Source organism: Streptomyces sp. Z26, assembly GCF_003665095.1.
Taxonomy (GTDB): domain Bacteria; phylum Actinomycetota; class Actinomycetes; order Streptomycetales; family Streptomycetaceae; genus Streptomyces; species Streptomyces phytohabitans.
The window spans coordinates 563031-577377 of the sequence record NZ_RCHV01000002.1; the positions used below are offsets into that span (position 1 = coordinate 563031).

The window sequence follows — 14347 nt, forward strand, 5'->3', positions numbered from 1 at the left end:
CGGTGGGCGCGTGCGGGCTCAACGCCCGGCCGGAGCCCGGTCGTCGTCCGCGTCGCGGTGGGGACGCCGGTCCCGGTGGGCGCGCGGGTCGGGCAGCAGGCCGACCTGCTGGAGCCGGTCGAGGGGCGTCAGGGGCAGCGGGCCGAGGCCCGCCATGTTGTGGGTGACGACGTCGAGGAGCCGCGGGTTGGCGCCGGTGCAGCGCACCGCGCGGCGCCCGACGACGCGCCCCGGCCAGGCCAGGTCGGTCACCATGCGGGCCGCGTTGGCGCTGGTCCTGGCGGCGGAGGCGAGGAACGGACGCCGGTCGGCGCGGTACGCCGCGAGGGCCGCGTCCACCGCCCCCGCCGTCAGCCGCGGGCGCCCGGCCGCGCGCGCCGCCGGGTCCGTACGGTCGTCCGCCTGGTCGGTGCCGAGTCGTCGGGCGACCTGGTCGGTGAGGGCGGCGGCGCAGGTGATCGCGGTGTTCATGCCCTGGGCGGCCATCGGGTGCACCGCGTAGCCGGACTCTCCGACGAGGGCGAGGCCGGGCGCGGTGAGGTCGTCGGCGAGGTAGCGGTGCACGGCGAAGACCTGGCGGGTGGCCACGGCGTCCGCGAGGCCGGACAGCAGCCCGGCGAGCGCGGGCACCTCCGCCACGGCGGCGGTCAGCCAGCCGCCGAAGCCGTCCGGGCCGAGGCCGCGCAGCTCGTCGGGGGCGGTCTGGAGGTAGAGCCGCACCCGGCCGCCGGGCAGCGGGTACACCAGGCGCAGGCCGCGGTCCGTGAGGTAGGCGGAGAAGTCGTCGGGCGCCGGGTCCGCGCCCGTCAGCTCGACGGAGACCAGCCGGTGCGGGTAGTCGACGCGCCTGCCATCGATCCCGGCGTCCCGGCGCAGCCGCGAGCCGATGCCGTCGGCGGCCACGACGAGCGGCGCGCGCACGACGCGCGTCCCGTTCCCCGTACCGTCCGCGCCGTCAGAACCGTCCGCCGCGCCGCCACCGGCAGACCCGCCGCGTGGTCCGTCGGCCAGGACGAGCCCGGTGATCCGCCCGTCGGCCGCGCGCAGCGCCTCCCGTACGAGCGTGCCGCGCCGGATCTCCACGCCGTCCGCCAACCCCTCGGTCAGCGCGGCGAGGATGTCGCGGTGGTCGTGCGCGAGGAGGCCGCGGTCGCCCTCCGGGAGCCGCCCGTAGTCCAGGGCCATCAGCGCCCCGCCGGTCGCGGCGCGTACGACGAGCCGGTCGAGGGCGACGCCGCCCCGGCGGCGCAGCACCTCCTCCGTGCCCCAGCGGCGCAGGACGCGCAGGGCGCCGGGCTGGAGGACCTCGCCCTTGGCGACGTCGCGCGGGGCGCGCTGCTTGTCCAGCACCAGGACGCGCAGCCCGAGGCCGCCCAGGCCGTGCGCGGCGGCCAGGCCCGCGACGCCCGCGCCGCAGACGAGGACGTCGTACTCGTCGTCTGCGCCGACGCCCCGTTCGTCGTCGTACGTGCCCGTCATGCCGTCCCCGCCTTCCCGCGTCCGGCCGCACCCGTCGCGTCCGCGCCCGCGCCCGCCGCCGTACGCATCCGGCCCAGCGCCTTCACGGCGAGCGCGGTCGCCAGGACGCGGTCGGGGTAGCGGTAGCAGTGCCGTACGTACTCGTTGACCGCCGAGCCCGGCCAACTCCCGTCCGTCTCCTGCCGGTCCAGCAGCCACCGCGCGGCGGCCACCACCGGTCCGGAGTCGGGCGCCTCGCCCGCGGCGAGCAGGGCGTGCAGCGCCCAGGCGGTCTCCTCGACGGTGCCGCCGCTGCCGTCCGGGCCGTCGGTGCCGGTGACCGTGCCCGGTACGGCGCCGGGGTCGTGCCCGCCCGTACCCCAGGAGCCGTCCGGCAGGCGGCTGCGGAGGAGGAAGCCCCGGGCACGGCGGGCGGGTTCGCTGCCGCCGCGCCCGGCGCGCGCGAACGCGACGAGCGCCGCCGAGGTGCCGGGCGTCAGCCCCCGGTACCACATCGCCTCCAACGCCCCGTCGGACCGCTGCTTCCGCGCCAGGCTGCGCAGGCTCTTCAGCACCCGGGGGTCGGTGAGCCCGGCGCCGCACTCCAGCAGGGCCAGCACCGCCTTGGCCGTCATCTGCGGGCACGGCCCGAACCCGCCGGGGCGGCTGTCGCGCACGGCCAGGCTCCACGACCCGGACCGGTCCTGCATCGTCGTGAGCCAGCGGATGCCGCGCCGCGCGTACGGGTCGGCGGCACCGCCCGGCAGTCGGCGCAGCAGCGAGCTGATCTCCGCCGTCTCCAGCGCCATGGGCCAGCTCCGGTCGGTGGAGAAGCCCCAGTGCCCCTCCGGGCAGGCCAGCGCGGTGAACGGCACGTCCTGCTGCCGCTTCCGGAACATGTCGCGTACGGGCACCAGCCGCGGGTCCGCCGCGTACCCGGCCTCCAGCAGCGCGGCACCCGCGAAGCTGGACCAGGTGATGTCGAGCGGCATCAGCGCCCAACCGCCGCCGGGCAGCGCGCGGTCGGAGAGCCAGTCGGTGGCGGCCCGTACGATGTCCGGCTCCGACTCGGCGCGGGCGACGCCGAGCGTGATGAGGCTGGTGAGCCAGGGGTCGCCGCTGAACGACCCCACGGAACGCTCCCGTTCGAACGCCTCGCGTACGACGGCGGCGGCCCGCGGTCGGATCGCCTTGTCGACACGTCCACCCAGTCCGTCGCGGCCGCGCCGTACGGACTGACCGAGCGCGAGCGCGGAGAAGATCGGCAGCCGCAGGCTGAGGGTGCGGCGGGCGAGGCCGGGCGCGAGCAGCAGTTCCAGCGGCAGTCGGGGCAGGGACGCCGGGTCGCGTGCGCCGGACATCGCCTCGAACTGCCGTACCAGGCCCGCCATCGCCGGTTCCGGCAGCCCCTCGGCGCCGCCTCGGGAGCGCACCAGCGCGCGGGCGGCGGCGACCGCCGTACGGGAGGTGTCCGGCGCGGTCAGGGCGAGCGCGGAGGCGACGACGGAGGTCGTGAGCGTCTCGGTCGGCACGCCGTCCATCGCCCAGCCGCCGTCGGGGCGTTGGGTCGCGTACAGCCGTTTGACGGCCTGCTCGTGGAGTTCGGCGGCGGCGCCGTGCGGCCCCGCGCCCGAGTGGGCGCGCGCGGCGTGCAGGGCGACGAGGACGGCGGCGGTGTTGGCCGGGGAGAACCGGTCGCCCCCGGGGTCGACGACGCCGTCGTCGCGGCGCGCGGCGAACAGTGCCTCGGCGCCGTCGGTGACCGCGCGCTCCAGCCGGGCGGTGACCGGGGTGTGGGACGTCACGGGAGTTCAGCCCTTCGGTTGCGGGAGGCGGCGGGTACGGGCGGGGCGGGACGCACGGGGGACGCGGGCCGTACGGCGGCGGGCGCGACGGCCGCACCGGGTACGGCGGCGGGGCCGGGCGGCCCGACGGGCTCGGGCGGGGCGGCGGGTTCCGGCGGGAACTCGTGGCGGGCCCGCATCCGCCGCTGCGACACCAGGCTCACCGCCAGCAGCGGCAGCAGCACGGCGAGCGCCCGCGGGCCGCCCCAGCCGCCCGCGACGACCGCCGCCGCCAGCACCAGCCGCTCCCCGACGAGGACCTCGTGCGCGCGGAGCGCGAGCCGCGCCCCCGGCGACGCCGTCCGCAGCAGCGGCCGGAACGCCGCCACCCCCGCCCCGGCGGCCACCAGGGCGAGCGCCGCGCACGCGACGGTCCGCCCGGCGCCGTCCCCGCCGCCGTACGCCACCGCGTACACGTGGACGGCGACAGCGGCGAGCGCGGCACCGTACAGCAGCGCGGCGATCCGTACGGCGGCGTCCAGGCCGCGGACGACGGGCACCGTGCGGTAGCCGCCCGCCCGGTCGCCGTCCACGTCCCGCAGGGTGCCGACGAGGTTGGAGGCGGTGTCGTGCAGCAGGAACGCCAGCGCCACGGGCAGCACCCGCCAGGACGGCGGTTCGCCGGGCGGCGACGCGACGGCCGCGCCGAAGACGACGGCGAGCGCGGTGAGCAGGCCGCGCACCGCGTTGCCGAGGATGCCGCGGCCCTTGAGCAGCCTGCTGTACGCGACGACGCCCGCCAGCGCGAGCGCGACGCCCGCCACGACCGGCCAGTTGACGGCGAGCGTCACCAGCGCGGCGGCCAGCACCGCGCCGAGCCCGCAGGCCCGTGCCGTACGGGCGGACAGGCGGCCGGAGGGGATCGGGCGCTGCGGCTTGCCGAGGGCGTCGAGGTCGCGGTCGAAGTAGTCGCCGAGGTAGTGCCCGCCGAGCCAGCCGAGGGTGGGGCACAGCCAGGCGGCGAACACCCCGGCGGCCGTGGTCGTGTCCGCACCGGCCGCCGCTCCCGCGAGGCCGACCAGGCCGGGGTAGGCCAGGGTGTACGGCCGCCAGGTCTCCAGATGGGCGCGGAGGACGGCGCCCGCCGGGGCGCTCACCGGTCGCGGTCGACGGAGAGTTCCGCGACGGCGGCGAGCGCGTCGCGGGCCTCCGTCCCGGGCAGGTCCAGCAGCGCCGACCGGGCCCGCTCGCCCTCGGCGGCGGCCTCGGCGCGGGCGGCGGCGAGCGCGCCGGTGTCCTCCAGCAGGCGGCGTACGGTCTCCAGCGCCTCCTCCGGGGCGACGGCGCCGGTCAACGCCGCGTGCAGCCGGGCCCGTTCGCCCGCGTCGGCGCGCTGCCAGCACAGCAGTACGGGGAAGGTGGGGCGGCCGTTGACGACGTCACTCAGCGGCGACTTGCCGCTGGTCTCGGTGTCGCTGAGGAGCGGCAGCAGGTCGTCCGTCATCTGGAAGGCCCGGCCGAGGTGCTCCGCGAAGCGGCGCAGCGACTCCTCCACCGCCGCCGGGGCACCGGCGAGTTGGGCGCCGCCGACGCAGGCGGCGCGGAACAGCGCGCCGGTCTTCAGCGCGATCATCGCCAGGTACGGTTCCAGGCCGGAGCCGGGGTCGGCGCGCAGCTCGTCCTCCATGACCTGGCCGCGGCACAGGTCGACACCGGCGGCGGCGAGGGTCCGTACGACGGCCACCTGCCGCTCCCCCGGTATCCGGCCGTCGGCGGACTCGGCCACCGCCTGGAACGCGCCGATGATGAGGGCGTCACCGGTGACGATCGCGTTCGGCATGCCGTGCCGGGCCACCACCGTGGGCCGCCCGCGCCGGAGTTCGTCGCCGTCGATGACGTCGTCGTGCACGAGGGAGCCCACGTGCAGGCTCTCGATGCCGAGCGCGGCGGTGAGGGTGTCCTCGCGGTCCATGCCCGCCACGGCGGCGGACTCGGTGAACAGCAGCGGGCGCAGCAGCTTGCCGGGCGGCAGCATCGCCGCGTTCCCCAACGCGTCGACGCCGTCGGCGTCCTGGGGACATCGGCGCGTCAACTCCGCACGCAGCAGCCGCAAGGTCGGCTCCAGCGGGCCGGGTCCGCTGCGCGGCGGCAGCGTGGCGGGCGCGGCCCCGCCGCCGCCGGTCACGCCACGCCCCCGAACTCCGCGCGGAAGTCGGCGGCGAGCGCCGCGAACGCGTCGTTGGCCTCCCGTTCCGCGACGGTCACCCGGACGCCCTCGCCGGGCTTGCCGCAGACCATGACGCCGTGGTCGGCGCAGCGCTGCGTCAGCTCCTCGACGCCCTTCTCCAGCGGCAGCCAGACGAAGTTGGCCTGGCTGTCCGCGGACGTCCAGCCCTGCGCGGTGAGCACGCCGTGCAGCCGGTCGCGTTCGGCGGCGGTCTCCCGGCACTGGGCGGTGATCCGCTCCGCCTCGCCGAGCGCGGCGACGGCCGCGGCCTGCGCCACGGCGCTGACCCGCAGGAAGAGTTGGTGGCCGCGCATGGGCGCGAGCAGCGAGGGGTGTGCGACGAGGTAGCCGACGCGGAGGCTGAGCAGCCCGTACGACTTGGAGAACGTACGGACGACGCAGACCCGTTCGTCCTCGCGGTAGAGGTCGATGCCGTCGTCGGTGCGGCCGTCGTCGGTGAAGTCGAGGTACGCCTCGTCGACGACGACCTTCACGTGGGCGGGCAGCCGGTCCAGGAACGGGCGGAGCGTGCCCCGGTCGACGACGGTGCCGGTGGGGTTGTTGGGGTTGCAGACGACGACCAGCGCGGTCCGGTCGGTGACGGCGGCGGCCATCGCGTCCAGGTCGTGCCGCTCGTCGGTCAGCGGGACGCGGACGACCGAGGAACCGGCGTTCTCGGCCATCATCGGGTACGCCTCCCACGACGGCCAGGCGTGCACGGTGTGGGTGTCGGCGCCGGTGAAGGTGGTGAACAGCAGCTGGAGGAGCGCACCGGAGCCGGGGCCGACCATGACGTCGGCGGGCGGCACCGCGTGGTGCGCCCCGAGGGCGGCGGAGAGGCCGAAGCCGAGCGCGTCCAGCGTGCGGTGCGCCTGCCCGGCCGTGTCCCGTACGGCGTCCAGGACGGCGGGCAGCGGCGGGTGGTGCGTCTCGTTCAACGCCATCTGGTGGACGATCGCGCCGGGTTCGGTGACCGGCTGCATTCGGTTCCAGCCGCTCTTTTCTGACATCGATCCTCCAGGGCGGAGAGTGCCGACAGGTAGCCGGTGCGTACGGGCAGTCGGTGCGTACGGGCAGTCGGTGCGAAATCCTGCGGAAACCTTGCTGGTCCTCGCATAAGCGCCGGGTAAGCGCTCTCGGTGACGCCTTTCAGCGGCACACCGTAACCGCATCCCGTTCGGGAAAACCAGGCCCCGCGGGCGGTTCCGCGAGATTCCGGCTATCACGTGGATCTCGCGCGCGGAGCAAAACTCCATCCCTTCCCGCTGGCCCTCCGGATAGTCTCAACTCCTGCTCAAGAAACGTGCGCCGGATATTCCGGCGGGCGCTTCCGGTTCCTGCCCCGGAGCACAATTCGGTGTCCGTGAATGCCCGTTCCGGTGCCTCGTCGGGGGCGGGTGGGCATGCGGAAACGGGCACGGGGAGCGGGGGACGTGCCCGTTTCGACGCCCGGTCCGCACGTTCGCCGCCCGTACGGGGACCGTGGCACGTCTCCGGTGCGTGCCGGGACGAACTCCCGCGCAACGGACACCGTTCACCCTGCGGTCCCAGTGCGGGCACCCACGGTGACGCCCGCCCGGTGACGGAAATCGGCTCCGGTGGGACGACGGAACGGCGCACCCCGGACGGTCACCGCGACGGTGACACCCTCGGCCACCTCGGGCGACATGACGGATTTCCTCCGGATCGGGCCCTGTTCGCCCCGTTCCCGCCCTCCGCGCGCGCGGAGGGCAGGTACACGTACGGAGGGGAGGCACCTACGGGACGGGCGGGTGCCGCGCGGCCGGGCGCGCTCCGCGCGCGCGGAGGGCGAAGTGCCGGGCGGCCGCGTCCGGTCACCGGCTCCCGGCGGCCCGCACGCGCCGAGGGCGCGGCGGCGCGGGTCCCGCGATTCCGCTTGCGGCAGCGCGGCGGGTGGCGCGACCGGGCCGGCAGGAGACACCTCGACCCAATGGAATACGCGCGACGGGGAATTGGCGACGGTGACGCCGTACCGCAAAATCCATTCTGTGATACGCACCGCCGCGCACCCGGCGAATGTTCCGCACCGGGTATTCCCGGCACGTGCCGCCGCGCGCCGGAGCCGGACCGCGGTCACTGCCGCCCGGCACGTGCGACACGGGGCGTACGACCCGTTCCGGCGCAGGTCCGGGCACCTTCCGCCGTCCGCGGATATCGGCGCGAACACTCCCCGGCCGACCCGGGATCGGGCACCATGAGGCATGCTTCGCGAAGAGTGGCACGTGATCGGTCACGTGGCCGAGTTCCACGCCCGCGCCGGGGAATTCCTGCGCTCCCGGCCCGCCCGGCACAACACCGTGCTGACGGACGTCGAGAGACTTCGGGTACGCGGCGCACACCAGGAGGGCGGCGAAAGCGGCGTGTTCGGCGTTCTGGAGTCGGGCGGCGAGATCCGCGCGGCCTTCCACCCCACCCCGCGCGGTTACGTGGGCGCCACCCCGCTCACCCCCGGGCAGGCCGACGCCGCCGCCGCGCTCCTGCACCGCCTCGGCGCCACCCCGGCGGGCGTCGTCGCGGACCACGCGACGGCCGCCGCGTTCGCCCGCGCGTGGCAGGCGCGTACGGGCGCGGCGCCCGAGCCGTTCTGGCGTACGCACCTCTACCGCCTCGGCACGCTCACCCCGCCCCGCTCCCCCGCGCCGGGCCGGGGCCGCGCGGCGGGCGCGGCGGACCGGGAGCCCGGCGGGCACGTCGTGCGCTGGTGCCGGGCGTTCTGCGCCGAGGTCGGGGAGCGGGTCTCCCTCGACCTGATCGACGACGGCCGCTGGGCCGCGTCGCGTTTCGGGGACCGGCACTTCACGTTCTGGGAGACCCCGGAGGGCGTACCCGCCGCCATGGCGGCGACGACGGCGCCGACCGGCGGCATGGTCCGCGTGGACCCCGTCTACACCCCGCCGGAGCTACGGGGCCGTGGTTACGCGGCGGCCGTCACGACCGAGGTGAGCCGGGCCGCGCGGGAGGCGGGCGCGGCGGAGGTCGTGCTGTACGCGGACCCGGCCAACCCGGTGAGCAACGCCCTCTACCGGCGCCTCGGTTACACGCGCCTCGCGGACTTCAGCGGCTACCGCTTCCCCGCCACCTGACCCGCCGGTCCGTCCCGTTCGACCGTTCCGCTGTCCGGCCGTTCGGCGCGCGGTGGCGCACCTCCGGCCCCCGCGCGGGCCGCCTCCTACGGTCGGACCGCGCTGCGCCCTCTCCCCCGTGGCGTTCGCCAAGGCGGTGCGGGGGTTCGCGAGCGGCGCCACCGGGTCGGCGTTCGCCCGGCGCCTCCGCCGGGCAGCGCGCCCCCGGGCGACCACCCCGAGCGGGGCACCGGCCCCGGCCCGTCCCTCGGCGTCGACGCCACCACCTTCGGCCGCTGGCCCTCGCGGGGAACGCCTGGACGGGCGGGTGCGGGAGAGCCGGAGCGACGGGTGAACGGGCGTGCGCGGACAGGAGGTTCGGGGAGCCGGGCGGCGCGCGGGACCGTACGCCGTACGCGGCCGGACGGCGCGCTGCGTAGGCTCCCCCGCATGGACGGTGCGGAGGGTATGGACGGCGCGGGCGGGCTGCGGGAGCGGAAGAAGCGGCTGATGTACGGGCGGTTGTCGGACACGGCGATCGCGCTGTTCCTGGAGCGGGGCTTCGACCGGGTGACCGTCGCGGACGTCGCGGCGGCGGTCGACATCTCCAAGCCGACGCTGTTCCGGTACTTCCCCGCCAAGGAGGACCTGGTGCTGCACCGGTTCGCGGACCACGAGGGCGAGGCGGCCCGCGTGGTCGCGGGCCGCCCCGAGGGCCGCGCGCCGCTGGAGGCGCTGCGGCGGCACCTGTTGGACGGGCTGGACCGGCGCGACCCGGTGACCGGCCTCAACGACCACCCCGACGTCCTCGCCTTCCACCGGCTGCTGCACGCGACGCCGTCGCTCGTGGCGCGCCTGCACACGTACGGGGAACGGGACGAGGCCGCGCTCGCCGCCGCGCTCGCCCCCGCGTACGGCCCGGCGGGTGACGGGGAGCCGGACCCGGCGCTCCGGGCGCGACTGGCCGCTGGTCAGGTCGTCGCCGTCCAGCGGGTCCTCGCGTGGGAGAACTGGTCGCGGATCACCGGGGGCGGCAGCGCCGACGCCCGGTACGGGGCGGCCGTGGCCGCCGCCGAGGTGGCGTTCGCACAACTGGCGGCGGGACTGCCGGAGTTGGCCTGAGCACGGGGCGCGTCGACCCGCACAAACAAAACCAAGTCAAAAACGTTACCGGGTTGCATTATCGTGGCGGCATGCCACCCTCCGACCCGCTCCCCGCCCTGCCCGAGCCACCCGCCCCGCCGCTCGCGCCCGCCGCTCTCGACGACGCCCTCACCCGCGAACGCGCCCACCACGACACCTGCCGAGCCGCCCTGGACGCCATGGTCGCGGGCGCGCGCGAACAGGTCGTCGTCGGCGAGAACGCGTCCGCCTCCGGCGCCGACGCCGAAGTGCTCGGGTACCAACTGCGCAGCCAGGCCAAGGAGATGGCGGAGCTGCCCCCGGGCCCACTGTTCTTCGGGCGGCTCGACTTCGCCCCCGACCCGCGCGCGGCGGGCGACCACGCCGGGCAGGCGTACCACGTCGGCCGCATGCGCGTCGCCCGCGACCCGGCCGTACCCCCACTGGCCGTCGACTGGCGCGCGCCGGTCGCGCGCGCCTTCTACCAGGCGAGCGCCCGCGACCCGCGCGGCGTCGCCGTCCGGCGCCGCTTCGGCTGGGCGCCCGGCAGCCGGGGCGACTCGGCGGACCTGACCGCGCTGGAGGACGAGCACCTCGGCCGCGGCGAGACGCGTACGAGCGCGCTGCTGGCAGGCGAGATCGAGCGCCCCCGCGTCGGCCCCATGCGGGACATCGCCGCCACCATCCAGCCGGAGCAGGACGACCTCGTCCGCGCGGACCTGGCCGTCTCCCTCTGCGTGCAGGGCGCCCCCGGTACGGGCAAGACCGCCGTCGGGCTGCACCGCGTCGCGTACCTCCTCTACACCCACCACCAGCGCGTACGGCGCGGCGGCATGCTGATCCTCGGCCCCAACCGGGCCTTCCTCGCGTACATCGCCGCCGTGCTGCCCGCGCTCGGGGAGACGGGCGTACGGCAGGCCACCCTGCACGAGGAGATCGCCCGCCACCCCGTCACGGCGCGGGACGACGACACGGCCGCACGCGTCAAGCACGACGTGCGCATGGCGGAGGTCCTGCGTCGGGCGCTGTACGGGCGGGTGCACGCCGACGCGTCGGAGCCGTTGGTCGTGCCCGACGGGTCGTACCGGTGGCGGGTGCCCGCCGACGAGGTGGCGGCGCTCGTGCGGGACGTACGCGCCGAGGAACCGCCGTACGCCACCGGGCGCGAGCGCGTCCGTACCCGCCTCGTCCGCGCCGTACAGCGGCGGGCGGAGCACCGCGCCGGGCCGCGTACCGCCGCGTGGACGCGGCGGATCTCCCGGGCGCGGCCGGTCGCGGAGCTGCTCGACGCGGTCTGGCCCGACGCGGTGCCGGAGCAGGTGCTGGCTGAACTCCTGGCGGATCCCGGAGCGTTGGCGGTCGCGGCGGACGGACTGCTGGACGCCGACGAGCAGCGGGCCCTGCGGTGGGCCGCGCCGCCGCGCACGTACCGGTCGGCCCGCTGGTCGGCGGCGGACGCGGTGCTGCTCGACGAGGTGGCGGGGCTGGTCGAGCGGCCCGCCGGGTACGGGCACGTCGTGGTCGACGAGGCGCAGGACCTGTCGCCCATGGAGTGCCGGGCGGTGGCACGCCGTTCCCCGTTCGGTTCGCTGACCGTCCTCGGGGACCTCGCGCAGGGCACCACCCCGTGGGCGGCGCGGGACTGGCCGCGCTTCCTGGCCCACCTGGGGAAGCCGGACGCGGTGGTGGCACCGCTCAGCACGGGCTTCCGCGTGCCGGGCGCGGTCGCCGTACTCGCCAACGGCCTGCTGGGGCATCTCGGCGTGGACGTACCGCCCGCCCGTTCGCTGCGCCGTGACGGGGAGGCGCGGATCGAGCCGGTCGACGACGTGGCCGAGGCGACGGTCGCGGCGGTGAACTCGGCGCTGGCACGCGCCGGTTCGGTCGCCGTCGTGGCCGCCGACGACACGGCGCCGGAGCTGCGCGCGGCGCTGCGCGCGGCGGGCGTGGACGCCCACGGCCCCGACTCCGCCGGGGCCCGCGTCACCGTGGTGCCCGCCTCGGCGGTGAAGGGGCTGGAGTACGACCACGTGGTGGTGGCCGAACCGGCGGCGATCGTACGGGCCGAACCCCGGGGCCTCAACCGTCTCTACGTGGCGCTCACCCGGGCCGTCTCCCGCCTGCACGTCGTCCACGCCGAGCCGCTGCCCCCGGCGCTCGACCCCGGGCCCGGCTCCGGCTTCGGCTCCGGCTCCGGCTCCGGCTCCGGCTCCGGCTTCGCAGGGTGAACGGGCGTGCGCGGGACGGGGGTTCGGGCGCCTCGGCGGTGGTTCAGGCGGCGCGGCGACGGCGGGCGGGGTCGGCGAGCACGGCGGCGCCGTAGCCGGTGTCCTCGGGGTTGAGGTCCGTGCCGGGGGCCACGACGCGGTCGACCCGGTCGAGCACGTCGGCGTCGAGGACGAGGTCGGCCGCGCTCAGCTGGCTGTGCAGGTGGGCGGCGGTACGGGGCCCGACGACCGCCGCGGTGACCGCCGGGTGGGTGGTCACGAAGGCCAACGCCAGCTGGATGAGCGTCAGTCCGGCCTCGGCGGCGACGGCGGCCAGCTCGGTGGCGGCGTCCAGCTTGGCCTGGTTGCCGGGGATCTCCAGGTCGTAGTGGGCGGTGGTGGTACGGAACGGCATCGTGCGGGTGCGGTGGCTGGACGTGTCGGCGGCGCCCCGGTGCCAGCGCCCGGACAGCCAGCCCCCGGCGAGCGGGCTCCAGGCGAGGACGCCCATGCCGTACGTCTCGCAGGTGGGCAGCACGTCGGCCTCGACGCCGCGCGCGAGCAGCGAGTACGGGGGCTGTTCGCAGACGAAGCGCTCGCGGCCGCGCCGTTCGGCGGTCCACTGGGCCCGGACGAGGGAGGACGGGGGGAACGTGGAGGAGCCCGCGTAGCGGATCTTGCCCGCGCGGACGAGGTCGGTGAGGGCGCCGAGGGTCTCGTCCGGGTCGGTGGCGGGGTCCGGGCGGTGCACCTGGTAGAGGTCGATGTGGTCGGCGCCCAGGCGGCGGAGGCTGTCCTCGCAGGCCCGGATGATCCAACGGCGGGACGCGCCGCGCTCGTTGGGGCCGGGGCCCATGGGGCTGGACACCTTGGTGGCGAGGACGACGTCGTCGCGGCGTCCGGCGATGGCCTTGCCGACGAGGGTCTCGGACTCGCCGTCGGAGTAGACGTCGGCGGTGTCGACGAGGTTGACGCCCGCGTCGAGCGCGGTGCGGACGAGGGCGACGCAGTCGCCGGGGTCGGTGTTGCCCCACTTCCCGAGCATCATGGTGCCCAGGCAGAGGTTGCTGACCTGTACTCCGGTGGTTCCGAGCGTGCGGTAGCGCATGGCGGCGGTCCTTCCGAGGGGTGGGGCGAGGGGTGGAGGAGGGCGGAGCGGCCGGGGCGTACGGGCACACGGGTGCCTGCTACCGTTCCGGCATCCGACAGGCGGAGTCGGCTCCGCTTCTCCGGACGATAAGCGGAGCCGGCTCCGGATAGCAAGCGGTGCGGCGCCGCGAGCCGCCCCGCCCCGGACCGCCCCGGGAACCGCGAGGACCGCAGGAGGGCACCCCGTATGACCGCACCGTCCCCCCGTCCGGCCCGCGCCGACGCGCGCGCCAACGAGGACAAGCTCCTCGCCGCCGCCGCGACGGCCTTCGCGCGGGACGGCGCCGACGCCACCCTGAAGCAGATCGCGAAGGACGCGGGCGTCGGCATCGGCACCCTCTACCGGCGCTTCCCCACCCGCGAGCAACTGGTCGACGCCACCTACCGCTACGAGACCGCACGCCTCGCCGCCCGCGCCACGCCCCTCCTCGCCGAACTGCCCGCCGACCGGGCCCTGCGTGCGTGGATGTCCGAGGTCCTGGACTACCTCGCGGCCAAGCACGGCATGGCGGGGACGCTCCAGACCCTGCTGCGCGGCGACGCGCGGCTCGGCTCCCTGACCCGCGAGCAACTGACCGCCGCCGTCGAGGAGTTCCGCGTCGCGGGCGCCGAACAGGGCACCGTGCGCGGGGACGTGCCCGCCGAGGACGTCCTGGCCGCCCTGGCGGGCGTCACCCTCACCGCCGGTACGCGGGCCCAACGGGCTCAGGCGGAACGGCTGTTGGACCTCGTCCTGGACGGCGTGACCCGTACGGACAGCTGGCGCGGCACCCGGGAACGACCGTGACCACCACCGGCGACGGCGCGCGCGTACGGGATCGTCACAGGGCGGCCTAGACCACCGGGATCCGCTCCGGCCGCTCCGCCGGGTGGAACGCGGAGTCGCGGACCGGCCCGCCCGGCGGGCGCACGCGCTTCCGTCCGCCCGCCGCACCCGCTCGCCGTACGGTCGACGGCTGGGACCGACCGCGCAGGGCTGACCGTACGGCGGACGGTGCGGCGCACCCCGGGACGGGCGCGTACGGCCGCGTCCCGGGGGTCGGTGTCGCCGCCGCGCCTACGCGTCGGCGCCGTCCGCCGCCATGCTCTCCGCGAGGCTGCGCGGGCGCATGTCGGTCCAGTTGGCCTCGATGTGATCGAGGCACTCCTGGCGCGGCGCCGGTCCGTGCGCGACGGTCCAGCCCTCGGGGACGTCCGCGAAGTCGGGCCACAGGCTGTGCTGGCCCTCGTCGTTGACGAGTACGGAGTAGGTGCCGTCGGGGTTCTCGAACGGGTTCGTCACGGTGCTTCCTCGTGTTCTCTCGCGGTGTGGTGCGG

The 14347-nt window shown here is 76.5% G+C and carries 11 protein-coding genes; 4 read left to right on the plus strand and 7 right to left on the minus strand.

The window, feature by feature from the left end; translation table 11 throughout:
• Positions 1-18 precede the first annotated feature (18 nt).
• From D7M15_RS02545 to D7M15_RS02565, 5 genes are read right to left on the minus strand one after another with little or no spacing between them, the layout of a single operon-like run.
• Positions 19-1479 carry an NAD(P)/FAD-dependent oxidoreductase gene (locus tag D7M15_RS02545; RefSeq protein WP_121515991.1) on the minus strand — a complete coding sequence of 487 codons (1461 nt, stop codon included), beginning with the start codon at positions 1477-1479 and terminating at the stop codon, positions 19-21.
• On the minus strand, positions 1476-3263 hold the full coding sequence (locus tag D7M15_RS02550; RefSeq protein WP_121515992.1) for a prenyltransferase/squalene oxidase repeat-containing protein: 1788 nt from the start codon (positions 3261-3263) through the stop codon (positions 1476-1478). The genes D7M15_RS02545 and D7M15_RS02550 overlap by 4 nt, the downstream gene beginning before the upstream one ends.
• Positions 3260-4399: a UbiA family prenyltransferase gene (locus D7M15_RS02555; RefSeq protein ID WP_206337308.1), complete on the minus strand. Its 1140-nt coding sequence runs from the start codon at positions 4397-4399 to the stop codon at positions 3260-3262. Before D7M15_RS02555 ends, D7M15_RS02550 begins: the two co-directional genes overlap by 4 nt.
• Complete coding sequence (locus tag D7M15_RS02560; RefSeq protein WP_240649098.1) at positions 4396-5427, minus strand: polyprenyl synthetase family protein; 1032 nt, start codon at positions 5425-5427, stop codon at positions 4396-4398. The genes D7M15_RS02555 and D7M15_RS02560 overlap by 4 nt, the downstream gene beginning before the upstream one ends.
• Positions 5424-6479: an aminotransferase class I/II-fold pyridoxal phosphate-dependent enzyme gene (locus D7M15_RS02565; protein WP_121515993.1), complete on the minus strand. Its 1056-nt coding sequence runs from the start codon at positions 6477-6479 to the stop codon at positions 5424-5426. Before D7M15_RS02565 ends, D7M15_RS02560 begins: the two co-directional genes overlap by 4 nt.
• Positions 6480-7691: 1212 nt before the next feature.
• Between D7M15_RS02565 and D7M15_RS02570 the strand changes: the two genes are divergently transcribed.
• From D7M15_RS02570 to D7M15_RS02580, 3 genes are all read left to right on the plus strand, one after another.
• Positions 7692-8573: a GNAT family N-acetyltransferase gene (locus D7M15_RS02570; RefSeq protein ID WP_121515994.1), complete on the plus strand. Its 882-nt coding sequence runs from the start codon at positions 7692-7694 to the stop codon at positions 8571-8573.
• A 447-nt stretch (positions 8574-9020) separates the two neighbouring features.
• Entirely contained in the window at positions 9021-9674 is a 654-nt protein-coding gene (locus tag D7M15_RS02575) for a TetR family transcriptional regulator (protein WP_121520113.1), read from the plus strand.
• Positions 9675-9745: 71 nt separating this feature from the next.
• A complete protein-coding gene (locus tag D7M15_RS02580; protein WP_121515995.1) occupies positions 9746-11902 on the plus strand; it encodes an ATP-binding domain-containing protein in 2157 nt (718 codons plus the stop codon).
• Positions 11903-11945: 43 nt separating this feature from the next.
• Here D7M15_RS02580 and D7M15_RS02585 read toward each other — a convergent pair whose 3' ends face one another.
• Complete coding sequence (locus tag D7M15_RS02585; protein ID WP_121515996.1) at positions 11946-12989, minus strand: aldo/keto reductase; 1044 nt, start codon at positions 12987-12989, stop codon at positions 11946-11948.
• 228 nt (positions 12990-13217) lie between these two features.
• Here D7M15_RS02585 and D7M15_RS02590 point away from each other — a divergent pair, with 228 nt between their 5' ends.
• Positions 13218-13817 carry a TetR/AcrR family transcriptional regulator gene (locus D7M15_RS02590; protein WP_121515997.1) on the plus strand — a complete coding sequence of 200 codons (600 nt, stop codon included), beginning with the start codon at positions 13218-13220 and terminating at the stop codon, positions 13815-13817.
• Positions 13818-14087: 270 nt separating this feature from the next.
• Here D7M15_RS02590 and D7M15_RS02595 read toward each other — a convergent pair whose 3' ends face one another.
• Positions 14088-14312 carry an MbtH family protein gene (locus D7M15_RS02595; protein WP_121515998.1) on the minus strand — a complete coding sequence of 75 codons (225 nt, stop codon included), beginning with the start codon at positions 14310-14312 and terminating at the stop codon, positions 14088-14090.
• Positions 14313-14347 lie beyond the last annotated feature (35 nt).